The sequence below is a fragment of the Corallococcus sp. AB032C genome (assembly GCF_003668935.1).
GTDB lineage: Bacteria > Myxococcota > Myxococcia > Myxococcales > Myxococcaceae > Corallococcus > Corallococcus exiguus.
In genome coordinates this window covers 73,355-97,656 of the sequence record NZ_RAWP01000027.1, presented here as the reverse complement: position 1 = coordinate 97,656, position 24,302 = coordinate 73,355, and the positions used below count along the sequence as shown (strand labels likewise).

The following is a 24,302-nucleotide window of genomic DNA, read 5'->3' as shown; positions in this document are numbered from 1 at the left end:
CCTGCCACGAGCGCATCGTGGCGGCTCTGCCCGGATTGCAGTCACGTTGAACATGGCTTGAGGCCCCCCCGGGTCCGAATTTGGGACGGTCGTCCCGTTTCCGCCTTGCTCGGCGGGCCCCCACGCTTGAAAAACTTCAACAAAAAATGGGCAGGGCCGCGATGTGTGCGGCGCGAAAAGCGAATCCTGCGCGCATCCCGCCCCCATTGAGGGAGGGATGGCACCTCCCTCAAAGCTAACCCCTGAACTTCAGGCCGAGATTTGCGGCCACCTGGAGCGCGGCCTCTTCCGTCGCGCAGTGGCAGGCCTCGTTGGCGTGAACGAGCACACGCTTTCGCGCTGGATTCATCGCGGTGCGGGAGAGGAACGGGGCCGCTTCCACGAGTTTTTCCTCGCGGTGAGCGCTGCGGAAGCGCGCTTCATGCAGTCCGCCACGGAAATGCTGATGGCGGCTGCCGCGCACAACCCGAAGCACGTGCAGTGGCTCCTGTCGCGGCGCTTCCCGGAGTTGTACGGGAGGCGGGACAACGTCTCGGAGGTGGCGCCCGAGGACAAGGCCGCCGACGAGCGCGCGCTGCGCGAGTTGCTGATGGACCGGCTGGGCCGCCTGCTGCCGGACGCTCCCGAAGCGACGGCGGGGGCCAGCAGCAGCGGGGGCGACGATGCGCCGTGAGCGCCTGCCCTTCGCGGGGATGCTGGAGCAACTCGCCCCAGACGAGTCCCCAGCAGCCTTCATGGTGCGCCAGGCCGGCACCCGCCAGGGCCTCGCGCGCCTCTTCGGGCGGATGACCCATCCCGAGGTGGAAACGCTCGTCCACGACCTGGACTTCTGGGCGCGGCGAGAACAGGTGCCCCCGGCGTCGTTCTCCACCTGCTTCATCATGGCTGGCAGGGGCTTCGGGAAGACGTGGAGCGGGGCCCGGTGGGTGATTCAGAAGGCCCGGGAAGCGAAGTCCATCGGTGCCCTCATCGGACCCACTGCGGCTGACGTGCGCGACACGATGATCCGTGGCACCAGCGGCATCCTGGCCTTGTCGCCGCCCTGGTTCATGCCCGTCTACGAGCCCAGCAAGCGCCGGGTGACGTGGCCCAACGGTGTCTATGCCATCTGCTACTCGGCGGATAAGCCAGACCGGCTGCGCGGCCCAAACTGCGGCTGGGCTTGGGGCGACGAGCCCGCCTCGTGGAAGCATGAGATGGCGGCCTTGGACCAGCTCCCCATGGTGCTGCGCATCGGCACCGTCGCGCACCCGCCTCAGTTGCTGCTTACCGGGACACCCAGGCCGTTGCGGAAGCTGGAGGAGCTGCTCTTCGCGGATGCGGAAGCGAAGACGCTGCGGCCGGGAGTGGTGCTGCGGACGGGCTCGTCGCTGGCCAACCGCGCCAACCTGGCGCCCAGCGCCGTCGCCACCATGCGCGCCCTCATGCACACGCGCTGGGGCCAGCAGGAGGTCCTGGGCCGGCTGCTGATGGACGTGCCAGGCGCCATCTTTGGCTCGGCGAAGTGGGGCAGGGTGGAAGCGGATGCCCACGAATACGCGCGCGGCCTGGACCGGCGCATCGTGTCCGTGGACCCAGCGCCCACCAGCGAGACGGGCTCGGACGAGACGGGCATTGTGGTCCAGGGCGTGAGAAGCAGTCCGCTTGTCGGGACGGATGGCGCGCCGCTCAAGCGCGTGTCGGTGCTCAAGGACGCAAGCTTCCGGGGCTCTCCGCGTGAGTGGGCCGCAGCCGCAATCCGAGAGTACCTGGCCTTCGGCTGTGACGCCCTGGTTGCGGAGGTGAACTCAGGCGGGGAGATGGTGGAGACGACCATCCAGACGGTGGCCTCGGAGATGGGCGTCCACGTCAACGTGAAGCCGGTGCGTGCTCGGGAGGCGAAGTCGAAGCGCGCCGAGCCGGTGAGCGCCCTGGCGGAGACCGGGCGCATCGAGCTGGTGGGCAGCTTCCCGAAGCTGGAGGCGCAGCTCGCCAAATTCAGCGGCATCAACGGCCGCCGCGATGACCGCGTCGATGCCCTTTTGTGGGGCACACATGAGCTGGTCTTCGCTGACTCTTTCTTCTGCCTGTGAGGCGTGTCTTGGGATTGTGGGACCGGATGAAGGCGGCGGTGGCGCGTCCTCCGCGACAGGGAACGGGGCTGGAGCTGGCGCGCTGGCAGCAGGCGCCGCCGCGCCGAGGCACCTCGCAACTACTGGCGGCGTACCGCGAAATGCCCTGGCTCCGGGCGATTGTGGACGTGGTCGCGGACTCTGTGGCCGGGGTGAACTGGCGTGTGTACCGGCGCGTCTCGCGGGAGGGCCAGCCGGTGAAGGACTACGCCCTTCGCAGCGCGACGCGCGAGGTCCGCGCCATGCGGTTGAAGTCCATGCTGGACGCGGGCGAAGTCCAGGAGGTGCCGGACCATCCAATTCTTCGGATGCTCGCGGACCCGAACGACTACCTGACGGGCCGCTCAGTCACAAAGCTGGTGCAGGTGTACTTGGACCTGGTCGGCGAGGCATTCTTGGTGCTGGAACGTGTGGCGGGCTTCCCGGTGGGATTCTGGCCGGTGCCTCCGAACCTCGTCACTCGGCTGCCTGCGATGGACGTCCCGCGTGAACTGCGGACCTTCACGGTCGCCGTGGGCGGCGTGATGCGGGAGATTCCAGCGGCGGATGTGCTCCATCTGCGAAACCTGGACCCGGAGGATCCGCTTGGGCGAGGAGTCGGTCCCGCCTTCGCGCTTGGGGACGAACTGGACACGGACGAGTTCGTGGCGCGGTTCCTCCGGGCGAGCTTCTGGAACAACATGCTTCCGCCAGCCATCGCATCCATCGAGGGGCTGACGGATGCGAACAGCGCAGGGGCGAAGGCCTTCAAGGAGTCGCTGGCCCGCGAGCATCAGGGGCCGGACAAGGCGGGCAAGCTGCTGCTCACCAGCGGCCGGGTCACGTTCGCGCGCCTGGACACCAGCTTCCGCGACATGCAGTTGGTGGAATTGCGGAAGTTCCTCATGGACTTCGTGAGGATGACGTTTCGAGTCCCGCCCGAAATCGTGGGCGACATCTCCAGCTCGAACAAGGCGACTGCCTTCGCGGCGCGGGAGAACCTCGCCGAGCAGGCGACGCTCCCGCGCATGGAGTTCCTCCGTACCGAGTACCAGATGCGGCTGATGCCTCTGTTCGGCGGCGCGGATGCCATTCTTGACTACGACAGCCCTGTGCCGGCGGACCGCGAGCACCAGTTACGCGTCATGAGCGCCATGCCGGAGGCCTTTAGCTATGACGAGTGGCGAGCATTGGCTGGATTCGAACCGGACTCTAACCGGCAGGGCTATCCGTTGCCCATGCCGGGACAAGTAGCTCCATAATCCCAAGCCAGCCCACACTAAAAATCGGATGGCATCTAATGGCTAGTTGGTCGGTAGGAATGAGGGCTGGTTTTCGACTTCGTAGGGTAGCTGAGTCTCTGCGATTCCGCAGCGATTCTTAACGCGTTTAGCTTTTTGTGTGCACTGGGCTGCGTTGTTGGCGTTGATATCTTTGCACGAGTTCGAGAGGTCGTCGACCTCCTGGTCGATTCGGTTTTTGTTGTCTGACATCTGCTTGACGCGATCGTCTGCTCCGCTGCCAACGATAAAGATAGAGACTACGCCTGTGATTGCTGTCGCGCCTGCTGAGCTTGCCCCGACAATGGTGGCCTTCTCTGAATTCCCGTCGCTGGCTGCCTTGGATCCAAGGAGGGCTGCGGTAACAATGCTGCCGGCGACGCCAACTATTGTTGTTGCAAGAAGTCCAAGGTTTTTCCTTCTTGTTGCAATCTTCGTGATCAGTAGTTGCTGGTATGCAGTGTTGAGGGTGACATTATCGCAATGGTTGAAGGCGTCCGAAACAAAAGCCTGTGCCTCGTCGACTGCCTTATTGCCTGTCGCGGGGGGAGCAGCAACCTCTTGTTTGGCGCGTGACGGTGGAGTTGTCTCTGTGGGAGGCATCGTCACTTGAGTGCCTTCAGGAGGAATATGCCCGAAGCATGCGCTGGTTAGCAGTGACGCAGTGAGGATCAGAGCGGTCGGTCTGGTCATTGCTCGATGAAATAAGAGCGACGTACGAAAGTCAATCAGGCCTAGTAATGGCGAGAAGCATGGATACATAATCTGCGTAAGTGATGTTTGCGGTGGGGTTGGATTGACCCTGTGTTGTGTTGGGGCGCCAATATACCAGTGGTATTGGCGAAGGGCTGCTTCCAGCGGGCTCGTTGTCTGGGGGGATTGGGCTTGCTCTTGGGGAGTTCTAATACTGCCCCCATTGAAAAGGTGAATGCCTGCACCTCTTTCAAGAACTCGTCGCCTTGTCGCTCAGCAGGATGCGCCGTCACCTGTTGAGGGCCAGCCAAAGGTCTTCACCTTCCGTGCGAACGACGCCGACTTCGACCGCTACAATGACCGGCTGTCCATCCAGGGCTGGCGGCTCGATGCATACGCCGCCAATCCCGTCGTCCTCTACATGCACGACGATAGCTCTGGCGGGCTGTTCGGCGCGGGCCGCACGGACGTCCTGCCCATCGGCAAGGGCCGCGCCTACGTGCAGGGCGACGCACTCTTGGTGGACATCGAGTTCGACCAAGACGATGAGTTTGCCCGACGCGTCGAGTCCAAGGTGGAGAAGGGCATCCTTAACGCGGTGAGCGTGCGCTACCGCATGCTGCGCTACCACGAGAATGAGCGCGGCGGTTACGACTGCGACGAGCAGGAGCTTCTCGAAATCTCCGTCGTCACGATTCCCGGCAACCAGCGCGCGGTGCGGCTGAAGAAGCACTCCGACGAGCGCGCCGCCCTCATTCGCGACATCGCGGACGCGGTGGTGAAGGCGCTGGGCCGCACGTCGCGGAAGAAGCGCAAGGCCACGCCGCCCGCCGCACCTCCCTCCCTTTCCGAGTCCGACACCCACGCCCTTGCCGCTCACACGGCGCGGGCCCTGTTTCAGCACCTCCAGGAGAAGGCATGACCCCCGAGCAGATGCAGGAGATGGCGAAGTCGCTGGGCCCGCTGGTGGCCGCGCAACTGGTGGAGCAGTCCAAGGGGCACCGCGACAGCTATGCGGCCCTGCTGGGCTCCAAGGCGGCCGAGACCGCGCCCGAGGAACCGCGCCGCTCGCCCATTACCGGCAAGCACATGACGGAGGGCACGGGCCTCAACCTCATCCGCTTCGTGAAGGCGAAGGCCGTCGCGCGCATGGAAGGGCGCAACGTGGTGGACGTGCTGAAGGGCTGGGGCGACGAGGTGGTGAGCAAGGCCCTCTCCCAGGGCAACTACTCGGGCATGGGCTCCCTGGTGCATCCCCAGTTCGCCTCCGAGTTCATCGAGCTGCTGCGCCACAAGGCCGTGGTGCGACAGGCCGGCGCCCGCGTCATCCCCATCGGGGCCTCGCTCACCTTCGACCGGCAGTCCAGCACGGGCACGGCCTTCTACGGCGGCGAGACGAGCACCATCCAGGAGTCGGAGCCGGGCACGGACACGGTGTCCCTGTCCGAGAAGAAGCTCACGGCGCTGACGGCAGTGCCCAACGACCTCATCCGCAACGCGTCCATCAACGCCGAGGAGTTCATCCGCAACGACCTGCTGAACGTCATGGCTCTGCGGGAGGACATGGCCTTCCTGCGAGGCAGCGGCACGCAGCTGGAGCCGCGCGGCATCCGCAACCAGGTGGACGCGGCCCACGTCTACGCGGAGACGGTGGCCACGGCGGGCGCGCCCACGTTGGGCGAGATGAAGAAGGAGCTGAACAAGGCGAAGAAGAAGCTGAAGAAGGCCAACGTGCCCATGGTGCAGCCGGTGTGGCTGATGTCCCCCAACGCGGAGACGGCCATTCTCGATGCTCCGGGTCCTGGCGGAGAGGGCACCAACGCCCTGGAGCGGGAGATGGTGGAGCGCGGCACGCTGCGCAACGTGCCCTTCTTCGTCACCAACCAGATTCCGGAGACGCTGGGCTCGGGCAAGAACTGCTCGGAGCTGTATCTCGTAGACATGGCCGAGGTTCTCATCGGCGAGTCCATGGCGCTGGAAATCGAAGTCTTCCCCAACGGAGCCTTCACGCGCGGCGGGCATCTGGTGTCCGGCATCTCCACGGACCAGACGGTGCTGCGTGCCATCACCAAGCATGACTTGGCCATGCGCCACCGGCAGTCCGGCGTCGTGGTGAAGGACCTGAGCTGGGGCAGCAACTGACGGGGCGACGCCCCACGAAAGGACACTATGAGCGCACCGCACATCAGTCAGATTGGCACCTTCATCGCCGCTCGCCTGGGCACGCCGCCCGCCGCGACGCCTGCCGGAACTCGCCAGGGGCAGGGCTATGATCGGCTCGTCCTGGGGGAGAGCTGCGTCCTCGTTGCGGCCACGGGAGCGGTAACGGGCAGCCCCACCGCGCAGGGCTACGAGGTGAAACTCCAGCACTCCAGCGACAATGGAGCGGATGACGCCTGGACGGACTTCGTGCCGGCCGGACCGGGTTCGGCCTCCGTGCAACTGGCTGCGGCGAACACCTTCGCGGAGAAGGACGTGGACCTCGGCGCGGCGAAGCGGTTCATCCGCGTTGCGGAGGCCACGACGCTGACGGGCGGGACTTCGCCCAGCCTCCAGGCGTGCGCCTTCATCGTCTTCGGCGGCGCCATGACGCTGCCGGTGTGACGCCATGGCGCATCCTGCTGACCTGTGCCTGGCTGCCACCGTGGCGGATGACCTGGGCGTAGCGGTGACGCCGCGTCTGGAGTCGCTCGTCACGGCGGCGAGCCGGGCCGTTGCTGGCTACTGCGGCCGGGTCTTCGAGCACGGCCAGGGGCTCGTGGAATACCCGGCTGGCTACGGGCGCCCATTGCTGCTGCTGGAGCGCCCGCCCGTTGTCCTGGTGGTGGGCGTCTGGGAGGGCGGTGCCTTCGTTCCGGCTGAGGAGTACGAGAGCCTTGGGAAGCTGGCGGACGCCGGCATGCTGTACCGCAGGCGCGGAGCTTGGCGGGAGACGGCGCGCTCGGGAGGGCTGGTGGTGGAGGTGGTAGACAGCTTCCAGGGCAGCGAGGAGGGCATCCGCGTCGTCTACGACGGAGGCTTCGTGACGCCGGGGCAGCGGGCCCTGGATGCGTCGCGCGTGGTGACGTTGCCGGAGGACGTGCAGGAGGCCACCGTTCTCACGGCAGTGCAGCTGTACCGCTCGCGCGGTGTGGACGCGATGGTCGCCAGCGAGTCCATCGGGGATTGGTCGGTGAGCTACTTTGCCGCGAAGGCTGAGGGCAAGAGTCCTATCCCTGGTGTCGCGCAGGCGTTGCTCGCGCCCTACGTCATTCACCGGGTGATCTGATGGCCTCACCTTCGGACACCTTCCGTCAGTTGATCACCTATGCCGTTCTGACGGGACGAGACGCCTACGGCAAGCCGACGCTCGGGCCCCAATTGACGACGCGGGCGCGCGTGCAGCCATTCCGGCGTCTCATCCGCGACGCCAATGGTAACGAGCACCTAGCTGCGCATGTTGTCTACACGGACGCGCCAGTCACCCTACAGCACCGTGTCTGGTTGCCGGGTGAGGACGTCGCGGACTTCAACCGTGCGCGGCGCCCCGTAGCCGTGGACGAGTCAGTGGACGGATCGGGTGCGGTGCGTTTCCGTAAGGTGTGGTTCTGATGCGTGACATCGCTTTGGAACTCGCGGATGTATTGGAGGCAGCAGGCATAGGGTTGATGCGCGCTCCAGCTACAAGTGCAAACCTTTTCACGGCTCCGATGCCTGAGGCCGACGGCGAAGTGCCGGACCGGGCCGTGGCCCTGTTGGCGACAGGCGGCGCGGGACCACAGGCGTACATGGGGCTGCGCCGCGCGGCGTACATTGCGCCAGGCTGTCAGGTGCGAGTGCGTTCAGCACGGGAGGACTTCGAGGGCGGGCAGCGACTCGCTCAGGCTGTCTTTAGTGCCCTCCACCTGGAGGCACTCGCCTCTTGCTCTGTTGTACGCGCGGAGGGAAGCGCACCGGCCTATTTGGGGACAGATGGCGCAGACCGGCATTGTTGGGTGTTTAATGTGATAATTGGATTCTTCGTCATGGTTAATATTTAAGCATTTGTGGATTGGATTTACATGGCCCTCAAGTTTCAGTCTCATCTGCGTCCTCGTCGTTGTCTTCGGCACCTGTGGCCGCTGCTTTGTGAATACGGACGAATTGAACTGCAGCACTCCTTTCTGGAGACTCGGATGCTCTTGATGTGGAGGAGTGATCGATATCAGCCCCGTGCGTCATTTTAAGGAAATAGATTAGTTCGTCCGGGTCAAAGACGCTCTTGATGGATTTATAGGCATTCAGGTTGAGTTCTGATTTTCTTAGTATTCCGGACATGATCAGAAATGCTGTTGGCATATAGGCCTGAATAAACTCGGTGGCTCTTTTGTGGTCTGCCTTGAAGTGTTCTCGCAGGTGTAGCGTTGGCTCTTCGGGATTTCCGTAGGTCTTCCAGAAGAAGAAGAGCGAGCCCGTATGGTTTGGGTATTTTATCCAAAGTTTATCGCCCTTGGCCTCGTTGCTTATTCGTTCTGCGACAATCTTGCCGGATTCGGATAGTCCGGCGTCATCAAGAATTCGATCTTCCAGAGGCGTTTCGCTGTTGTGGCTTATCCATCGAAAGCATTCGACCGCAAATATGATTGGCTCTGCGGTTCGCAATACTTTTTGGGCTGCGATCTTTCGTCGGTTGCCATTGGGGGATTTCTTTAGGAGGTTGTAGACAAGAATCCCGGCTTGCGAGGCAGTGGAGAGCGGATGGTGGGCTGTGTTTTGGCTGGCCAACACGGATCCACATTGGGCGACCGCCTCTGCGATATTTAGGGCTTCGACTTCGTCCAGTTCGTCTACGACTGAGTTTAGCTTGTCAATTAGGCGGTCGGCTCCTCGGGCGCCCAGTTCAAGCATGGACTTGCTTATGGTGTCGGCCGGCTGTTTTCCTGCAATTTTTATGATATTTGATATGAATCTGTCTGACACGTCTCCACTTGGAATTGCGTATGAGAAGTATCGATGAAAGTACTGCCGAGAGCATATCCGCTGCTCTTTTTCCCAGGCATCTTGCCTGCTGTCTCCCCAGAAGATGTTGCCGAAAACCGATTGAAGTTGGGGGAAAATTCTTTCCAAGAGGCCACGCCTTATCTTTTCGCGACCTGCTTCGTTTATTGATGGGAGTGCATTGTTGATGATCTCAAGCAGGCGCTTCTTGTGTGCGTCTTCCCTGGAGCGCCGCTCTGAACTGTCGAGGAAAGAGCTTTCGTTTTCTAGGATTGCTGAATAGAGGCCTGGAAGGAAGATGCGGATGCCTTCGATTAATATTTGATCGATCGGATGTACTTCGCCTTTAAGTATAGGGAGGGCGAAGGACAGTGTGTTCTTGAATAAGTTTGCTTTGCGGGGGGTTGTAATGTGGGGCTCAAGTCCTTCACGAAAAGCGATATGGAAGGATTGGATATCTTCGTCCTTGATGTCTTCTATTCCTGCCAATTCAATTGCTTCATTGATCCCCGAGAAAATGATATCCCTCAGTGAGAGCTTGTCTGCTGGTGGGAGTCGAAGTGGGACTTGAATTATCTTGTCGAGGAAGTCGCGGCCGGCTTGTGCTCCGCCTTGGGCGTATCTTTCTCCAAGCGAAGCCGAGACGATGGCTTCATCGAATGCGAGAAGGTATGTTGTTCTTTCAAACCCGGCCGAGAGCTTGACGAGTCTGAAGATTGACTGGATTTCGCTGCGATCGAGGCGATCGATGTCGTCGATGAAGACGACAATCCGTTTCCCTTCTTCACGAAGGATTGACTCCAGTCTGCTTCTTAGCGCCGGTAGTTCCACTGTGGACAGTTGCTGGCCTAGTTGCTTGGCTGCTTCTCCGGGATTTGACTGTATTGATGTGTCCTTGTCTAGCGTCAGTGTTGTTGATGCGAACGATAATATCCAGCTGTACTTGCTTATGATTTCTCCTGCGGCCTCTTTCCGGGTGCTGAGTGACTTGCCGAGAGCCGTTGAGAGGTTGGAGAAAAAGCCTCGAAGAAGCTTTTCCTCATTTTCGAAATACCAGGGGTTGAATTTGACGCAGATTACATCGCCTCTTGTTGAGAGGCGTTCTTCGATCAGTTGGAGCGTCGATGTTTTTCCGTCACCCCAGACGCCGTTTAGTCCAATGACCAGCGGGCTTGGATCGAGCCTTTCGGCAATGGTGTCCGCTATTCGCTGGGCGAAGGGAGAACGATTTAGTTTGTCTTCTTTGTGACTTGTAATTGGGTGATCAGGTGAGTAGGGGTGTGAGGTTGGCATTTGTGGTCAGTCTCGTAGGTTCAGTGTCCGCTCGTACACCCCCATTATAACGGGAAGTTAAAGCTGCCTTGTTGCTTGGGGCTCACTGATGCGCCAGTTGCGGAGAGCACCCCCATAGAAGTAGTAGATGCCCGTCCGACTCAGAGTTGATGTGGTGAGGCTGGAGCGCCTGCGCCGCTCTCCCGCCAAAGTGCTGCGTGCGCTGGATGCGCCCTGCCGGGACATTGCCCGCCTCGCGCTGGATTACTCCCTCTTCCTCGTGCCAGTGGGCGAGGGCCACCTGCGCGATAGCGCCTTCTTGAGCGGCCCCCTCCACAACCTGAGCCAGCGCCTCTCCACGACGTGGACGGCAGGCTACGTGCACCCGGCCGCCGGCCCCATTCATGAAGGCTGGCACTGGGGCGCGCAGCTTTTCAATCCGCCGCCGCACTTTCTTCGCAAGTCCTTCCGTCGCGCTCGGGGCAGCGCTCGTCGCCGCGTTGCTGCCGTCCTGAAGGACTTCCTGGCGCAGCGCTTTCCCTCCCACTGACTGGAACCACCACCATGCCCGAACCCCGAGAGGCCTTCTTCGACAAGCTCTACATCCGCGCCACCGACACCGCGCCCGTGGAAGCGGACGCGCTGGACGGCGTGCTGGAGGCGCCCGTCAACCGCGCGAAGGACACCGTGGACGCCAACTACTTCGGCGGTGACGGGTACAAGCGCACAAAGGGCACCTGGAAGTCCTTCTCCATTCCGCTCTCCGGCCACGTCTTCAAGGGCAGCGCGCCCCAACAAGTGCTGCGTGACGCCTTCGAGACCGACGCCACCGTCTTCTTCACCATCGTGGAGGACGAGACGGCCCCCATGGGCACGCAAGGCTTCCGCTACCCGGTGAAGGTGACGTCCTACGAGGAGGGCCGCAGTTCCACGGACGTCGTCACCTTCTCAGCCACCCTTGCCGGCCAGGGCGCGCCCATCGCGGTGTAGCCGCCTGCTTTCCCACTTCACACCCGAGGCCTCACCATGACCGCACCCACCACGCTCCGAAAGCCCCTCGGCACCCGCCGCAAGCTGCACAAGCGCGTCGCGCTGGACGGCGCCGACTACGACATCTGCCAACCGCCCCTGGGCGAGAAGCTTGAGTTGCTCGCCGCCGCGAAGGCCGCCAAGGAACTGGGGCCGGACCGGAAGCCCGTGGATGAGTTCGCGGGGATGGCGATGATCGCCCGCATCGCCGTCCTCTGCCTCTACCACCCGGACACCGCCATCCGCGTCTTCGACGAGTCGGAGGTCGGCCAGGTGAAGCGCGAGCCCTGGCTGGAGGAGATTCAGGACGACCTGGCCCGGGCCTTCGCTGGACCGACGCTGGAGGAAGCGAAGGGAAACTCCGGCACCACCCCGAGCTGAGGGCGCTGCACGCGGTGGTGAAGCTGACGGGCCAGTCGCCCGAGGAAGTGCGTAGCTGGGCATGGGAGGACGTCGTCCACCTCCTGGCCCACTGCGCCCTGGAGGCCGAGGAGGTGCGCGGAATGCGCGCTCCGGGCCCCGCCTCTCATACCGGCCCGATGACGACGACAACGGTTTTCAGGAAGCGTCCAAAGGGGTGAGGCATGGCCGGAGGCCTGCGCGTAGGCGACCTGTATGTGGCGGTGACGGCCTCTGTGGGCGAGGCGCTGTCCAACCTCGGCAAGGTGGTGGATGCCGTCGAGAAGGCCGCCAAGCAGGTGAAGGAGAAATCCAAGGGCCTGGGTGAGATTGGCGCGGCGGTGGCGGCGGGGATTGCCGGTGCCGTTGCGGCGGCGTCCAAGTCCAACGCAGCCATGGAACGCGAAACGGAGCGGATGACAGCACTCCTCTACACGCTGGCGGCGGACGTGGGCGACGCCTTCCTGCCGGTGGTGCAGCACGTCACGGACGGCGTCGAGCGCGTGGTCGCGAGCTTCCAGTCCCTGTCTCCCGAGGTGAAGGCCGCCGCCTCGGACGTGCTGGTGTGGGTCGCTGGGGCGGGCCTCGCTGCTGGGGCGCTGGGGAAAGTGGCGGGCGTGGTGGAGGCCGTGGCCATTGGCGCTGGCGGGCTGGTGAAGGTGCTGCGCCTGCTCAACAAGTCCGTGGCCCTGGCCTCCCTGGCGGCCTCCATGGACAAGGTGACGGCCTCCATGGGCGGCATGGTGGCGAGTACGCCATCCGTCACCGGCAGCCTGGGGCGCCTGGCCCTGTCCACCGGCAGCCTGCTGGTGCCGCTCGCTGCGGTGGCCGCCGCCGTAGCGGCCCTGGTGCTGTTGGCGGGCAGCGTCTACGCCGCCTGGGAGGACAGCAGCACGGGCCTCGCGGACTTCTTCCGGGACATCGGCGACCAGCTGGCCAAGTGGGCAGGCCGCATCGCGGACGGCTTCTCCCACGCCTTCCTGGCGCTGGGCGACTTCGTGAAGGGGGCGGCCCTGTCCGTCCTGGACCGCGTCGCGGCCCTGGTGCGTGGCGTCTCCCGTCTCCTTGAGCCCGTGGCACGACAGGCGGGCTTCCCGGAGCTGGCAGCCACCTTCCGGCAGGTGTCCACCGTCACGGGCCGGGAGTTGCTGGAGACGCTGGGGCAGGGCGCCCAGGTGCTTTGGGACGGTGCGCAGCAGACAGCGGTGGCGGTGGGTGACGCCGTGGCCGGCGCGGGACGCGAGCTGGAGGAGAGCGTCGCCTACGGTCTGCGTACCAGCGCGGTGGGCGCGAAGCGCCTCGGCGCGGACCTCGCCCGTGCCCTCAACCTGGAGGGCGTCACGTCGCAGATCCAGGCCCTCCTGGCGAAGCTAGCGGGTGGGGGCGGGGCACAGGGCAAGGCGCGCATCCGCAAGCCCACGGACAAGGCCGCCCTGGAGGCCGCCCAGAAGCAGGAGGCGGCGGAGCAGGCCGCCATGGCGAAGCTCCAGGCCCAGGCCAACGAGGAGTCGCGCAAGGAGTACCTGGCCAGCATCCGCGCGGAGGAGGCCGCTGGCGCCGCTGCCTTCCACGAGATGCGCCTGGAGGCGGAGAACCTCGCCGCTGAAGCGGAAGCCGCCATGGACGCCGCGAGGGAGTCGCTGGTGGACCGCTTCATCGGCGGCCTGGGCCAGCTGGGCGACCTCATCAACGCGGGCGTCCAGGGCATGGAGGCGGGTGGTGTCTACGGCGCCATCATCGCCGTGGTGGGCGAACTGCTCATGCAGTCCGAGGGCTTCAAGGGCGTCATCGAGTCCGTCAACACGCTCATCCAGAAGGTGGCCGACTCGCTGGGCACGCTGCTGGAGCCGCTCCAGCCCCTGCTCAACGCCGTGACGATGGTGGTGGATGGCGTCCTCTCTGCCCTCACGCCCGTCTTCGAGATGCTGGGGGAGGCGATTGAACCGCTGGTGCCGCCGCTGGTGGTGCTGGGCGACATCCTGAAGGGCCTGGCGCCCCTCTTCGAGGTGCTGGGCCGCACCTTCCTGCTGATTCAGCAGCCGCTCAGCATCCTGGGCGGGCCCATCATGAAGGCCCTTTTCACGGCGCTGAAGTTCGTTGGCAGCGTCGTCCTCACCATCGCGAAGGCCATCAGCGAAGTCTGGAATGCCGTCATCGGCGCGGTGCAAACCGTCATCCGTGCCATCTCCAGCCTCATCGACTGGACGGGCTTTGACGGGCTGAAGAAGTTCGCGCGCTCGCTCAACAAGCTGAAGGTGGACACCGACAGCATGGACGACTCCCTCCAGGTGCTGGAGGACACGACGTGGGACTCGGCGAAGGCACGTGCCGAGGAAACCGCGCAGGTGGAGGAGCACACGGAAGCGGTGGCCCGCGCCACGGCGGCTCTCACCAACGTGCCGGCCGCGTGGAAGGTGGCGCTGCGCCGCTTCGAGTCCGAGGACACGCAGGACGGCCCCACGGTGCCGCCCAAACCAAAGCCCACGCCCGAGGCGCCTGACGCCGGGGAGCTGGAGGAGGACGGCCCGTCCTCGCCCAACGGGCCGGTGCCGGGATGGCTCCTCGGCATGTTCCCGCCCGCCATTCAGCAGCTCCTCTCGGGGCAGGTGCCCGCGACGCCTGCGGTGCCGGGATGGCTCGGCAGCTACTTGCCTCCTGGCTTCAGCGGAGGAGGTCAGGTGCGTGCGCCGGAGACGGGCAACGTCTCTGCCATGGCCGCGCCCGTCACCTATAACATCACCGGCTACGACATCGACGCCGCCATGGAAGCCACGCGGCGGGACGAGTCGCTGCGCCAGCAGCGCGCGAGCATCCGCGTTGCTGGCAGCCGCGTGCGCCTCACGGCGCGCTTCTCCGACTCTTGAGGAATCCCATGCCGGCTGCTCTGGCTCTTTCTGGAATCCCCTTGCCCGTTTCAGCGGAGCGAGGCCTCACGTACACACCGACGCTGCTGGGCGAGCACCGCCGCGCCTTCTCCGGCTGGCTGCGCAGCAGCGAGCGGCGTGAAGTCTTCACCCTGGGGGGCAACACGGGCCCGCTGACGCAGGAAGAGGCCCGCGCGTACCGGGGGCTCCTCAAGGGCGAGGGCCAGGTGTGGAACTTCGAGGACGGGCTGCGTAGCCAGGCCTTCCTCTCGCCGAGCGGCATGGTGGGCAACGTGTGGGCGGTGGAAGCCACGGGGCGCTTCGGCGGGTGCATGCTCATAGAGGCGGGAGCGAGGGTCACCTTCTCCACGGGCCTCGGGGCGAAGTGGACGGTGGCGTACTGGTGGAAGCGCCAGGGGACAAAGGACAGGTGGCGCCACCACGTCCACCGCGCGGGCGTGGGCCTCAGCGTCAACGGCGTGCCGGGTGCCAGCCCCCACGCGGACGGCTTCCTCGCCGTGGATGGCACGGGCCAGCTTCCCTTGGGCGCGGTGACGCTCAGCAACGCAGCGGCAGCGGGCGAGTTGCTGGTGGACGAGCTGGTGGTGCTGCCGTGGGTGGCGCCCGCGTCGTGGGTGGCCCCCTGGTTCGCTGCCGGCGAGTCCTTCGGCGCGCCGTACCCGTACCACCGGGCCTCGGGCGCTGCCCTTTACGAGCCGCTTCCCGTGCTGGGCCGGGTGGGAACAGGACGCGCGGTGCAGTGGTGGGAGGGCGGCGTGCTCGTCCTCGGGCAGGAGTTCGACTTCGAGTTGCAGGAGCGCTGACGCATGAGGCCCCTCTCTTCCTTCCAGGCGGCCCTGCTGGGCAGCCCTTCCGGCTACTCCACCCACCCGCGCGTCTGGGTACGCGACGCGGCAGGGGAGTGGCGCGGCCTGCATGTCCTTCTGGGCTTCGACTGGGTGCTGGGCGTGCGAGTCAACGACAAGCTGGACGCGCCCGTGGCCGAAGCGGAGGTGTCGCTGGTGCGCAGCGGCGCCGCTGGAGCACGTCTCTCCCTTTCGCCCCTGGTGGTGCAGTCCCTCGCCAACACGTCCAACGCGGGCACTTTCGCGCCGCTGCTGGTGGAGGGCGCCTACTTCCGCGTGGAGCTGGGCCTCGCGCCGCTCGCCACCGCGCCGAAAGAGGCGGACTACTTCGAGGTCTTCCGGGGCCGCATCGACGAGGTGGACGCAGGGCCCGATGAGCTGCGCGTCGTGGGCCGGGACTTGGGCGGGCTGCTGCAGGACACCTTCATCGAGGTGGAGCGCGAATACGGCAACGACACGGTGGGCGTGGCCGTGCAGTCCATCATCCAGGCGCTACTGGACGACAACGGCCTCGCCTCCTTCGCGCTCTTTACGCCCGTGGACCCCATGTCCCAGCGCGGCCGGTACTTGCAGCAGGTGGAGCCGGTACTGGACGCGGCACGCACCCTGGCGCAGCGGATTGGCTGGGACTGCCGCATGCGCTGGCAGCCTGCTGCAAGCGCCTACGCACTGACGCTCGCCGCGCCCAACCGACTCCAGACGGAGGAGGACTGGAGCTACGGTCCGGACGAGTACGGCAACCTCGATGGGATGACGCGGCAGTTGGCGGACATCCGCACGGACGTCGAAGTCGTCTACAGCGACAAATACGATTTGGACGCCTCGGGAACACCGAAGCGAAAGACGGTGGCGGCCAGCAACCCCACGGCTCGCGCGCAGGTGGGCCGCCGCTGGATGCAGGTGGCGGAGGAGTCCTCCAGCAACATCGACACGGAGCCCGAAGCGCAACGGCTCGCGGACGCGGCCATCGCGGATCTCTCCGTCTCTCCCCTCGCCGTCACCATGACGGTGGATCCGCACCCGGGCCTGGAGCTGGCGGACCTGGTGCTCGTGCTTCCGGATGGCGTGCGGTTGGACACGGCGCAGCGGCTTGCGGTGCAGGAGCTGGAGCACCAGTGCGCCACGGACGGCACGGCGCGCATGAAACTGGTGCTGCGCGGCCAGCCTTCTACCTCGCTGCGTGAGTGGCTGGAGCGTGACAGTCGACCGGGCATCGCTCCCAGCGCGGCCTTCACGGGCCCGGCCGCGCCGCAGGAGGTGAGGGCGGTGCCGACCGTCAACGGGTGCGTGGTGACGTGGACCCCTGCGACTACCGGCCCAGCCTGGGCCGAGTACGAGGTGCATGCGTCGCGAACGCCGGGCTTCCAGCCTTCCGAGGCCACCTTCCAGGGGCGGGCCTCGGCGACGCGCTTCCCGTTGTCCGAACTGCGCCCCGGCGCGACGTATTACTGCCGGGTCGTGGGCCGCGATGCCTCTGGCAACCTGGGCGCGCCATCCGCCGAGGTGTCCGTCACGACGGGCTATGTGACGCCCGCCACGCTGCAGCCCGCCGTAGCCTTCGGGGAATCGCCACCCAACCCCGACTTCGAGGCGCACTCCTTCGAGGAGCTGCCGCCAGACGCCTGGACTATGGGCGTGGGCCTCTGGGGTGCGCATGCCCAGGTGACGGCGGACGCGTACACGGGGGCTCGTGCCGTCCGCCTCATGGCGAGCGGGACGCGGCTTGACTCGCAGGCGATGATTGCCCGGCCGGGCGACAGGTACAGCGTGGATGCCCTCGCGAGGGCGTCACAGGTAGGGGCGGCCTTCTCTGTCCAACTCGTCTGGTACGGCGGCGCCTTCAACGTGTTGGGTACGGTGAGCACGACGAAAACGCTGCCGACGAGTGGCTGGGAGCGGACGACAGGCTTCCACAATGCGCCCACCGGGACGCGCTACGTCCAGGTGCGTCTGCTGGCCCATGCAACGCAAGGCTTGCCGTGGGTGTTCGTCGATTCGGTGCGCCTGGAGCGCATCGGCGGCCTCGTCGAGCCGTGGGCGGCCATCCGCACGGGGCAGATTAGCGACCTGGAGAATGGCTGGGTGGCGTGGGATGCGACCAACTGGCCCCTGGGCTTCTACAAGAACAGCGACAACGAGGTGTCCGCACGCGGCCTCATCCGCCCAGGGGCGGTGGGCTACGTGAACGCGTACCGCTTCCCAGTGGGCTACCGGGCCAGCTCCAACCGCATCCTGTCACTGCCGACGAGCCACGGCTTTGCCATGGGGCAGCTCAACGTGGACGGTGGCCTCCAAGTTTTTAGCCTGCCCACGGGGGCGGCCTGGGTGAGCCTCGACGGAGTGCGATTCCGCGCGGAAGGGTGACTCACGCCACACGTCGAAACCCGCCCCCATTCAGTGGGGGATGATTCCCAACCCTGAACTCTTCTCCCGCCTCGACTTGAAGCCCCTCTATCCGCCCTTCCAGGCGGTGATGGGGGAAGTCATCGCCCGTTGCCGAGCGCGAGGCGCGGACTACGTCGCCACGCGCGGCTACTCCACCTTCGCCGAGCAGCGCGTGCTGCACCTGCGCTACCTGAAGGGAGAGGGTGGGCGCGCGGCGCCGGAAGGACTCTCCGCGCACAACTACGGGCTGGCGAACGACTTCTGCCGCGATGCGGACGTGAACCGCCCGGGACTTCAGCCGCGCTGGGATGGTCCTGCCTACGCCATTCTTGGCGAGGAGACGCGCAGCGCGGGCCTCGCCTGGGGTGGCTCCTTCGGGGACGCGCCGCACTGCCAGTGGCCGAGCCTCGTGAGCGGCAGCCAATTGGAGCCCGTGCGCGGCCTCTTCCACTCGGAGCCAAAGGGCAGCACGGACGCGCAGCGGCTCGCCGCCGTCTGGCGCTTCCTCGACACGCTGCGCTCGATGCCGGAGTGGCGCGCCATGCACCCGGCGCTCGCGGCCTCCCTGGCGCGGCTCGGCTTCTGACTTCCCGCGCGGCACTTCGCCGCGCCTCACCCACGAAAGGCATGCCCATGTTGCGACGTCTCGCCGTCCTCTTCCTTTGCCTCGTCTTCCCCTCCGTCGCCTTTGCGCAGGCGAGCGGCACGCCCGACCCGGGCAACATGGAGGCCTTCGCGCGCCTCATCCTCGACGCGGTGACGGCCCGCAACTGGGCCCTCGTCGCGTCCCTGGCCGTCATCGCTCTCGTCTACGTGCTGCGCCGCTTCGTGGGCGCGTGGTGGCCGCTCTTGCGCACGGCGCGGGCGGGCGCGGTGCTGGCGCTGCTGCTGTCCGTCGCGGGTGCGGTGTCCAACGCGCTGCTGGCGGGCGAGTCCTTCACCGTGGCCCTGCTGCTGAAGGCGCTCACCATCGGCCTCGGGGCGGCGGGCGGCTTCACGGTGGTGAAGACGCTCCTCTTCGGTGACTCGGTGGCGGACGCGGCGCGCGAGGCGGGGGAGGTGGCGGCCGGGGAGATTGCCGGTAAGGCGGCGGCGGTGGCCGCGCTCGATGCACTCCAGCCGGGCGACAAGCGGTGAGGGGCCTGGTGCTAGCGCTGGCCCTGCTGATAGCAGGCGGGGCGCGTGCCGAAGGGGAGGTGCTGGATGTGGCCCGCGCCACCGTGACGCTTCAGGACGGGCGCACGGTGGTGGTGGCTGAGGGCTGCTGGCTGTCCACGGAGCGCTGCATCCTCACGGCTCGCGAGCTGCGCCGCCTCCAGGCGGAGAACGAGGTGCTCCGCCAGCAGCCGCGCCCCGTCCCTGTTCTGGCTGTAGTGCTGGCGGTGGTGCTCGGCGCGGGGGCAGGCTTCGCCCTCGCCCGGGTGCGATGATGGCTCTTTAGAGTCCGTCGTTATGGACTTTAAAAGTTAACTGCGCTCAAACTCCTCGGGAGGCGCCGCCGCGCCTTCTCTCCCGCCTCCCGAGGAGCCATGCCCGACACGACAACCGATGACCTGGCGCGCACCGAAGCCTCCGCGCGCCGCAGGCAGCTTCCGCCGACGCCTGAGAGGCCCCTGCTCCTCTTCACCATCGACGGCATCCGCTACGAAGCCGTCCGCGAGCTGGTGCTGATGGAGACGGGCGAGGTGCTGATGCTGGCCCAGCGCTTCACGGAGCGCGGCAACAAGCTGCCCAGCTATTGCTTCGTGCGGCGGCTGGCGAACCCCTCCACCTTCATGCAGCGCACGCGGCTGGGGGAGGAGATTCAGCTGGCCTTCCGTCTGCGCCACCCCGCCATCGCCACCGTGTTTCACCGCAAGGTGCACAAGGGCGCGCTGCACGCCGTCATGGAGTATGTGGACGGCCCTTCGCTGGAGACGCTGGTGAGTGCGGGGGTGGCGCGCGGCCGGCCTGTCTCCGAGGCCTTCGCCCTCTACGTCGGCGCGGAACTCGCGGAGGCCCTGCACCACGCGCACACGCTGACGGACGCGGACGGCAAGTCGCTGGGCATCATCCACCGCGACGTCAACCCCCGGCATGTCTACGTGGGCACGCAAGGCGAGGTGAAGCTGACGAACTTCGGTGCGGCCTACTCGCTGGTGGTGGGCCGCGAGGAGTCGCCCGCGAGCCTCGTCCGGGGCGACGTGGCGTATGCCTCGCCGGAGTACCTGACGCGGCAGCCCCTGACTCCGCGCTCCGATGTCTTCAGCCTGGGCGTGCTGCTGGTGGAACTCTTCACCGGCAAGCACCTCTTCGACGTCGAGGACGTGCCGGGTCCGCTCAAGGGGCTGGTCCACCTCCAGCCTGAAATCCTCCCTTCGCTGCCCCTCACGCAAATGCAGGTGCTGCTGGCGAGCTTCGGACCGGAGGACGTCGAGGAGGCCGTGGCCACACTATCTCCGGACGTGAAGGCGATGCTGCATGTCGCGTTGCGCGCCAAACCCGAGGAGCGATTTGCCACGGCGGCGGACATGCGCGACGCGATGCGAGTCGCCCTGGCGAGGCGGCACCCGGGCTACGGCCGGCAGGAAGCCGCAGCGGAATGGGCCCAGGTGCTGGCGGAGGGCAGCGTCCTTCGCGACGAGGTGGAGTTCGGCGAGGAGCGCTTCTTCCCCGAGGGTCTGGAGGCCCACGAGTTGGAGGGCTTGAAGCGGGAGTAGGGCTTCAGCGCGCCAGGGCCGAGGCGACGTGGAGGAGGGCCGCGAGGTCCTCCGCGTCCAGCTTGCGCGCGAGGTGGAGGAGGCGCCGCAGCTCCGGGGCGTCCTCTTCCTTGGGCTTGGGCTTCGTGGCCTTGCGCACGTCGCCCGTGGGCGTCAGGCCCATCAGCTTCTCGGGCGACACCCGCAGCTCCCGGCAGAGGCGGTAGAGGGAGGGGACGCTGGGAAGCATCTTCCCGCGCTCCAGGCGGTTGTAGACGGGGTGCACCAGCCCAACGCGCTCCGCGACTTCGGCCTGCGTAAGGCCCAGGTGCTGGCGGGCGGCGCGGGCCTCCGTGCCGATGGTGATGCCGAGTTCCTCATTCATGGCGGGCGCAGCGTAGCCGAGGGCACGCTACCGGGACTCGGGAAGCAACAGCAGCAGCGCCCGCACCTGGGGCTCCTCCAGGGTGCGCACACGCAGGAGGAGCTGGTGCCGCGCAGGCAAGTCGTCGGAAGGGGGCGTGTGGCCCATCAGTTCGTCCGGGGTGACGCCCAGCGCGCCGCACAGGCGTTGGAGCGTGGAGACTCGGGGAAGCATGCGGCCTCGCTCCATGCGGCTGTAGACGGCATGCGCGAGGCCCACGCGCTGGGCCATTTCGGCCTGGGTGAGGCCCAGGCGGGTGCGTGCCGCTCGCGCGGCGTCACCAATGGTGCTGGCGAGGGGATGGGCCGGCTGCGAGGAGGGGCGCGCCATGGCGGAAGCGTAACCGAAGGTTCGCTAAGAGTGAATGCTGGAGGTTGTGCGAAATACAATGGACTCCCTGAGTCCTTTCTGGAGAGTGCAGCCAGAGGGAGGGATTCCCGGGCTTCTCGCGCTTCTGGTAGGGTCCGCGCCCCGCTGGGAGGACGCCGCATGCGAGAGGCCTGGGAGCCCGAAAGAAGGTCGCCATGATGCGGGGGCCACCTCCGGCCGTGCTGTCTCCTGGGGCCCAGGTGCTGGGCTACACGGTGGAGCGCCAGCTGGGGCAGGGCGGCTTCGGCACGGTGTACCTCGCGCACTGCGAGGGCCAGCGCTTCGCTCTGAAGCTGCTGCACCTGCCGCGCGTAGGCGAGAGGGCGGAGCGCGAAGTTTCCATCCTCACTCGCCTGCATCACCCCAACGTGGTGCGGATTCTGGGCCATGGCTACTGGCCGGTGGCCCAGCCTCAATTCATCGTCATCGTTACGGAGTACGTGGAAGGGCGTCAGCTGGACGCGTGGGCCGACGCGGAGAACCCCACGGCGCGGCAGGTGACGCGCGTGCTGCTGGGCGTGGCACGGGCGCTCGCCGCTGCCCACGCGGATGGGGTGGTGCACCGGGACGTGAAGGAGGCCAACGTCATGGTGCGCGCCTCGGACGGCCTGGCCAAGCTGGTGGACTTCGGCATCGGCGACTACACGGGCGCGCGCGAGCTGACGGCGGACATTCTCCCGCCCGGGACGGTGGACTACCGCTCCCCGGAGGCGTGGCGCTTCCTGCGTGCTCACCTTGAGGCAAGGGACGCCCGTTACACAGCGGGGCCGGCGGACGACTTGTGGGCGCTGGGACTCGTCACCTACCGGCTGCTGACGGGGCGCTTCCCCTTTGACGGCGAGGACGGCGCCAGCTTGACGGAGGCGATTCTCTCCAGCCCTCCCACACCGCCGCACGAGGAGAACGAGCGGGTGCCTCGGGCGCTGAGCGACGTGTGCTTGCAGCTCCTGGAGAAGACGCCCGAGGCGCGCACGCCCAGCGCCCAGGCTCTCTGCGAGTTGCTGGAGCAGGCGCTGCGCGGTGCGGACGAGACGTGGGACGTGCCGCTCTGCGACGCCTACGACGAGGATTCCGCGACGACGGAAGGAGAGGACATCGACAGCTTCGAGCAGTGGCGGCACCAACCCCGACACCGCCCGCGTCGCGGCAAACGCATTCCCCAGAAACAGGTGCCAGCGGAGGACGCGGCTGCTGCGGATGAGACACCGCCGCCCGCGACGACCGTGCGTGTGACGCCTGCGCAGCGTGGGGCCTTCCGCGCCTGGGCGGCGCTCGCGGTGGTGCTCGTCCTGTCAGGGGCGGCGTGGGGCCTCGGGATGTCGCGCGTCGCAGGGCCAGTCCCCACCCGTCAGGAAGTAGCGCCCTCTGGCAAGTCGCCTCAAGCTGACCGCGCCGCAGCTCCCACCGGGCCGGAGGCCACTGCTGCGGCCGTCGCTCTCCCCGCGACGCTCCAGGAGGTTTCAGCCACCGTGACGACGCAGCCGAAAGAGACGCAGCCCCTTCAGCTCCCCTCGAAGCCCACGAAGAAGGGCATGAGCGTCATGGCCCGTGCTGTCGGAATGGCGGCGGCTTGCACAGCGCTCGGCTGCCCAGGGCCGCAGGTGCGTCCGGCACCACCTCCGGAGCCGTGCCCAAAGGGTGCTGTGAAGGCCATGGCGAAGCTGGGCATCGACATTGGAGACAGGCACGAAGCCGTTTTCACCCGTGACCGCCCGCAATTCATTTCTGTTCGGGAAGGCCCTGCCCAGGTGTTCTTGTACGGCGATTGGGAGGAAATGCCGCACGGGACAGTTCTGTCTGGTCGGCTAATCGTGCGAGACCGCGTTTACGGGCGACTCACCTCGGCGACTACGCCAAAGGGCGACAGTTTTCCTGTCTGCCTGGAGGTCTACGACGTGAAAGACGGGGAACGAGGAATGGCACGCGAGCCCGGAAACGACTCACCCTCCAATGGCCGTATCTTCACGAGCGAATACGTGAGGGCGGTGAGCGAGTTTGAGTAACAGCACCACCTGGGAGTAATCGCCGAGTGTCATCTTCTTCTTTCGTCGTGCTCCTGGGCCTGCTGTTCGTGGCCGAAACGGCCGTCGCTCAGTCAGAGGGTTCAGCGTCGGTGCCGGGCGCACGACGCATCGAATTGTCGCCGGACGATGTTCAAGTCGCCCCCGAGATCGCGATCAGTTCTGGACTCTCGACGGCTCTCTTCTTCGATTCCGACCTGATGCGCGACAGTGTCGAGTTGGAGGGGCGAGATCGCTTTGCACTGGTGGATGTGGGGCAAGCCACAATCCGACTGGTGCCTTCGTCGCGTGTAGCTCCAGGCGAGCGGTTTCGTCTGGTCGTGCGATTCAGGGATGGCGCAGCCCCCTTGAGTGCATTCTTCCTTTTGCGGATCCATCCGGCAAAGGCCGAGTCTCTCATTGAGGTCTATCGCGGAAAGCGGACGATTGAGACGTACCAGCAGGAAGCCCGCGAGGCGCATGCGGAATTGCTTCGCTGCCAAAATGAGAACGCAAGACTGATGGCCGAGCACGATGCTCCGGGAGGGCTGGCGGGCCTGATCTCCACCGGAGGAATGGACGAGCGTGGTGTGGCCGGGCAAGTCGTGACCCTTGAGTTCTCCCAAGTCTCTGGGAGTGACCTGACGGCCTCTTACATCACGAGCTATCGCTCCACTACGGGCGTAGCGGTGGACATCAAGTTGGACGTGAAGGCCGGGGCTCAGCCATGGCTCGCGAAGGGCGCAACGCTCAAAGGCAAGGCTGGCGTGGAGTTGAAGGTGATCCGCGTATGGCAGCGAATGCCAATTCCAGGAGGAAACGTCGGTCGGGTTGTTGTGGAAGCCGAGGCCTCACCAGAAACAACCCGAGGGCCCTTCTCACTCAAGCTCTGGGAGGAAGATGGGTCGCGTACTGTCGTGTTTGGCAACGTGATGTTCCCCTAAGGGAGCCCGTTGCTGAGTCCTCGCCGTTGCCTGCTGCGCAGTAACGCAGCGGT

Annotated in this window: 25 protein-coding genes; 21 read left to right on the top strand and 4 right to left on the bottom strand. The window is 65.9% G+C overall.

The features are described 5' to 3' along the window. Window positions 1-421 precede the first annotated feature (421 nt). The 3 genes from D7X99_RS43690 to D7X99_RS14690 are packed head-to-tail and all read left to right on the top strand — an operon-like array spanning window position 422 to window position 3,352. A complete protein-coding gene (locus D7X99_RS43690; protein WP_233613383.1) occupies window positions 422-673 on the top strand; it encodes a hypothetical protein in 252 nt (83 codons plus the stop codon). Continuing rightward, a complete protein-coding gene (locus D7X99_RS14695; RefSeq protein WP_121778350.1) occupies window positions 663-2,072 on the top strand; it encodes a terminase family protein in 1,410 nt (469 codons plus the stop codon). The genes D7X99_RS43690 and D7X99_RS14695 overlap by 11 nt, the downstream gene beginning before the upstream one ends. A gap of 8 nt (window positions 2,073-2,080) precedes the next feature. Further along, window positions 2,081-3,352 (top strand): phage portal protein, encoded by a 1,272-nt coding sequence (locus D7X99_RS14690; RefSeq protein WP_121778360.1) that lies wholly within the window; start codon window positions 2,081-2,083, stop codon window positions 3,350-3,352. Window positions 3,353-3,394: 42 nt separating this feature from the next. Here D7X99_RS14690 and D7X99_RS42315 read toward each other — a convergent pair whose 3' ends face one another. Further along, entirely contained in the window at window positions 3,395-3,979 is a 585-nt protein-coding gene (locus D7X99_RS42315) for a hypothetical protein (RefSeq protein ID WP_147476154.1), read from the bottom strand. A 319-nt stretch (window positions 3,980-4,298) separates the two neighbouring features. Here D7X99_RS42315 and D7X99_RS14685 point away from each other — a divergent pair, with 319 nt between their 5' ends. From D7X99_RS14685 to D7X99_RS44660, 6 genes are read left to right on the top strand one after another with little or no spacing between them, the layout of a single operon-like run. Beyond that, on the top strand, window positions 4,299-4,985 hold the full coding sequence (locus tag D7X99_RS14685) for an HK97 family phage prohead protease (RefSeq protein WP_121778349.1): 687 nt from the start codon (window positions 4,299-4,301) through the stop codon (window positions 4,983-4,985). Continuing rightward, window positions 4,982-6,205, top strand: a complete 1,224-nt coding sequence (locus tag D7X99_RS14680; protein WP_121778348.1) for a phage major capsid protein — start codon at window positions 4,982-4,984, stop codon at window positions 6,203-6,205. Before D7X99_RS14685 ends, D7X99_RS14680 begins: the two co-directional genes overlap by 4 nt. A 27-nt stretch (window positions 6,206-6,232) precedes the next feature. Next, window positions 6,233-6,667 (top strand): hypothetical protein, encoded by a 435-nt coding sequence (locus D7X99_RS14675; protein ID WP_121778347.1) that lies wholly within the window; start codon window positions 6,233-6,235, stop codon window positions 6,665-6,667. Window positions 6,668-6,671: 4 nt separating this feature from the next. Next, on the top strand, window positions 6,672-7,331 hold the full coding sequence (locus D7X99_RS14670; RefSeq protein WP_121778346.1) for a hypothetical protein: 660 nt from the start codon (window positions 6,672-6,674) through the stop codon (window positions 7,329-7,331). Continuing rightward, window positions 7,331-7,654, top strand: a complete 324-nt coding sequence (locus D7X99_RS14665; RefSeq protein ID WP_121778345.1) for a hypothetical protein — start codon at window positions 7,331-7,333, stop codon at window positions 7,652-7,654. The genes D7X99_RS14670 and D7X99_RS14665 overlap by 1 nt, the downstream gene beginning before the upstream one ends. Then, window positions 7,654-8,082, top strand: coding sequence for a minor capsid protein (locus tag D7X99_RS44660; protein WP_368667763.1), 429 nt, complete (start codon window positions 7,654-7,656; stop codon window positions 8,080-8,082). Before D7X99_RS14665 ends, D7X99_RS44660 begins: the two co-directional genes overlap by 1 nt. A 28-nt stretch (window positions 8,083-8,110) precedes the next feature. Here the strand turns inward: D7X99_RS44660 and D7X99_RS14660 are convergent, their stop codons facing one another. Further along, window positions 8,111-10,312, bottom strand: coding sequence for a P-loop NTPase fold protein (locus D7X99_RS14660; protein WP_121778359.1), 2,202 nt, complete (start codon window positions 10,310-10,312; stop codon window positions 8,111-8,113). 127 nt (window positions 10,313-10,439) lie between these two features. Between D7X99_RS14660 and D7X99_RS14655 the strand changes: the two genes are divergently transcribed. The 10 genes from D7X99_RS14655 (at window position 10,440) to D7X99_RS14610 (ending at window position 20,533) form a co-directional block, all read left to right on the top strand. Continuing rightward, window positions 10,440-10,841 (top strand): hypothetical protein, encoded by a 402-nt coding sequence (locus tag D7X99_RS14655; RefSeq protein WP_121778344.1) that lies wholly within the window; start codon window positions 10,440-10,442, stop codon window positions 10,839-10,841. Between the two features lie 14 nt (window positions 10,842-10,855). Next, complete coding sequence (locus D7X99_RS14650) at window positions 10,856-11,281, top strand: phage tail tube protein (protein WP_121778343.1); 426 nt, start codon at window positions 10,856-10,858, stop codon at window positions 11,279-11,281. Between the two features lie 36 nt (window positions 11,282-11,317). After that, window positions 11,318-11,701, top strand: a complete 384-nt coding sequence (locus D7X99_RS14645; protein WP_121778342.1) for a phage tail protein — start codon at window positions 11,318-11,320, stop codon at window positions 11,699-11,701. A 203-nt stretch (window positions 11,702-11,904) separates the two neighbouring features. Then, window positions 11,905-14,583: a hypothetical protein gene (locus D7X99_RS14640; protein ID WP_121778341.1), complete on the top strand. Its 2,679-nt coding sequence runs from the start codon at window positions 11,905-11,907 to the stop codon at window positions 14,581-14,583. 41 nt (window positions 14,584-14,624) lie between these two features. Further along, window positions 14,625-15,407, top strand: a complete 783-nt coding sequence (locus D7X99_RS14635; RefSeq protein WP_233613381.1) for a hypothetical protein — start codon at window positions 14,625-14,627, stop codon at window positions 15,405-15,407. A 3-nt stretch (window positions 15,408-15,410) separates the two neighbouring features. Beyond that, a complete protein-coding gene (locus D7X99_RS14630; protein WP_121778339.1) occupies window positions 15,411-17,813 on the top strand; it encodes a fibronectin type III domain-containing protein in 2,403 nt (800 codons plus the stop codon). A gap of 40 nt (window positions 17,814-17,853) precedes the next feature. Next, window positions 17,854-18,420, top strand: a complete 567-nt coding sequence (locus D7X99_RS14625) for a M15 family metallopeptidase (RefSeq protein WP_121778338.1) — start codon at window positions 17,854-17,856, stop codon at window positions 18,418-18,420. A 47-nt stretch (window positions 18,421-18,467) separates the two neighbouring features. Further along, complete coding sequence (locus tag D7X99_RS14620; protein ID WP_233613378.1) at window positions 18,468-18,971, top strand: hypothetical protein; 504 nt, start codon at window positions 18,468-18,470, stop codon at window positions 18,969-18,971. Between the two features lie 8 nt (window positions 18,972-18,979). Beyond that, window positions 18,980-19,264 (top strand): hypothetical protein, encoded by a 285-nt coding sequence (locus D7X99_RS14615; protein WP_233613375.1) that lies wholly within the window; start codon window positions 18,980-18,982, stop codon window positions 19,262-19,264. Between the two features lie 99 nt (window positions 19,265-19,363). Further along, window positions 19,364-20,533 carry a serine/threonine-protein kinase gene (locus D7X99_RS14610; protein ID WP_121778337.1) on the top strand — a complete coding sequence of 390 codons (1,170 nt, stop codon included), beginning with the start codon at window positions 19,364-19,366 and terminating at the stop codon, window positions 20,531-20,533. Window positions 20,534-20,537: 4 nt separating this feature from the next. Here the strand turns inward: D7X99_RS14610 and D7X99_RS14605 are convergent, their stop codons facing one another. After that, entirely contained in the window at window positions 20,538-20,897 is a 360-nt protein-coding gene (locus tag D7X99_RS14605) for a helix-turn-helix transcriptional regulator (RefSeq protein ID WP_121778336.1), read from the bottom strand. A gap of 27 nt (window positions 20,898-20,924) precedes the next feature. Then, complete coding sequence (locus D7X99_RS14600) at window positions 20,925-21,266, bottom strand: helix-turn-helix domain-containing protein (RefSeq protein WP_121778335.1); 342 nt, start codon at window positions 21,264-21,266, stop codon at window positions 20,925-20,927. Window positions 21,267-21,463: 197 nt separating this feature from the next. On the opposite strand from D7X99_RS14600, the gene D7X99_RS14595 reads away from it, so the two are divergent. Further along, window positions 21,464-23,308 carry a serine/threonine-protein kinase gene (locus tag D7X99_RS14595; RefSeq protein WP_121778356.1) on the top strand — a complete coding sequence of 615 codons (1,845 nt, stop codon included), beginning with the start codon at window positions 21,464-21,466 and terminating at the stop codon, window positions 23,306-23,308. A gap of 26 nt (window positions 23,309-23,334) precedes the next feature. Next, on the top strand, window positions 23,335-24,249 hold the full coding sequence (locus tag D7X99_RS14590) for a DUF2381 family protein (protein ID WP_121778334.1): 915 nt from the start codon (window positions 23,335-23,337) through the stop codon (window positions 24,247-24,249). Window positions 24,250-24,302: the final 53 nt, after the last annotated feature.

What these genes read in the sequence shown, in the direction of transcription:
- D7X99_RS14610 (WP_121778337.1), top strand. Translation starts at nt 19,364, where the DNA reads ATGCCCGACACGACAACCGATGACCTGGCGCGCACCGAAGCCTCCGCG.
- D7X99_RS14630 (WP_121778339.1), top strand. Translation starts at nt 15,411, where the DNA reads ATGAGGCCCCTCTCTTCCTTCCAGGCGGCCCTGCTGGGCAGCCCTTCC.
- D7X99_RS14600 (WP_121778335.1), bottom strand. Translation starts at nt 21,266, where the DNA reads ATGGCGCGCCCCTCCTCGCAGCCGGCCCATCCCCTCGCCAGCACCATT.
- D7X99_RS14650 (WP_121778343.1), top strand. Translation starts at nt 10,856, where the DNA reads ATGCCCGAACCCCGAGAGGCCTTCTTCGACAAGCTCTACATCCGCGCC.
- D7X99_RS14670 (WP_121778346.1), top strand. Translation starts at nt 6,672, where the DNA reads ATGGCGCATCCTGCTGACCTGTGCCTGGCTGCCACCGTGGCGGATGAC.
- D7X99_RS14620 (WP_233613378.1), top strand. Translation starts at nt 18,468, where the DNA reads ATGTTGCGACGTCTCGCCGTCCTCTTCCTTTGCCTCGTCTTCCCCTCC.
- D7X99_RS14605 (WP_121778336.1), bottom strand. Translation starts at nt 20,897, where the DNA reads ATGAATGAGGAACTCGGCATCACCATCGGCACGGAGGCCCGCGCCGCC.
- D7X99_RS14655 (WP_121778344.1), top strand. Translation starts at nt 10,440, where the DNA reads ATGCCCGTCCGACTCAGAGTTGATGTGGTGAGGCTGGAGCGCCTGCGC.
- D7X99_RS14695 (WP_121778350.1), top strand. Translation starts at nt 663, where the DNA reads ATGCGCCGTGAGCGCCTGCCCTTCGCGGGGATGCTGGAGCAACTCGCC.
- D7X99_RS14680 (WP_121778348.1), top strand. Translation starts at nt 4,982, where the DNA reads ATGACCCCCGAGCAGATGCAGGAGATGGCGAAGTCGCTGGGCCCGCTG.
- D7X99_RS14675 (WP_121778347.1), top strand. Translation starts at nt 6,233, where the DNA reads ATGAGCGCACCGCACATCAGTCAGATTGGCACCTTCATCGCCGCTCGC.
- D7X99_RS14660 (WP_121778359.1), bottom strand. Translation starts at nt 10,312, where the DNA reads ATGCCAACCTCACACCCCTACTCACCTGATCACCCAATTACAAGTCAC.
- D7X99_RS14665 (WP_121778345.1), top strand. Translation starts at nt 7,331, where the DNA reads ATGGCCTCACCTTCGGACACCTTCCGTCAGTTGATCACCTATGCCGTT.
- D7X99_RS14595 (WP_121778356.1), top strand. Translation starts at nt 21,464, where the DNA reads ATGCGGGGGCCACCTCCGGCCGTGCTGTCTCCTGGGGCCCAGGTGCTG.
- D7X99_RS44660 (WP_368667763.1), top strand. Translation starts at nt 7,654, where the DNA reads ATGCGTGACATCGCTTTGGAACTCGCGGATGTATTGGAGGCAGCAGGC.
- D7X99_RS14625 (WP_121778338.1), top strand. Translation starts at nt 17,854, where the DNA reads ATGATTCCCAACCCTGAACTCTTCTCCCGCCTCGACTTGAAGCCCCTC.
- D7X99_RS14640 (WP_121778341.1), top strand. Translation starts at nt 11,905, where the DNA reads ATGGCCGGAGGCCTGCGCGTAGGCGACCTGTATGTGGCGGTGACGGCC.
- D7X99_RS14645 (WP_121778342.1), top strand. Translation starts at nt 11,318, where the DNA reads ATGACCGCACCCACCACGCTCCGAAAGCCCCTCGGCACCCGCCGCAAG.
- D7X99_RS14685 (WP_121778349.1), top strand. Translation starts at nt 4,299, where the DNA reads ATGCCTGCACCTCTTTCAAGAACTCGTCGCCTTGTCGCTCAGCAGGAT.
- D7X99_RS43690 (WP_233613383.1), top strand. Translation starts at nt 422, where the DNA reads ATGCAGTCCGCCACGGAAATGCTGATGGCGGCTGCCGCGCACAACCCG.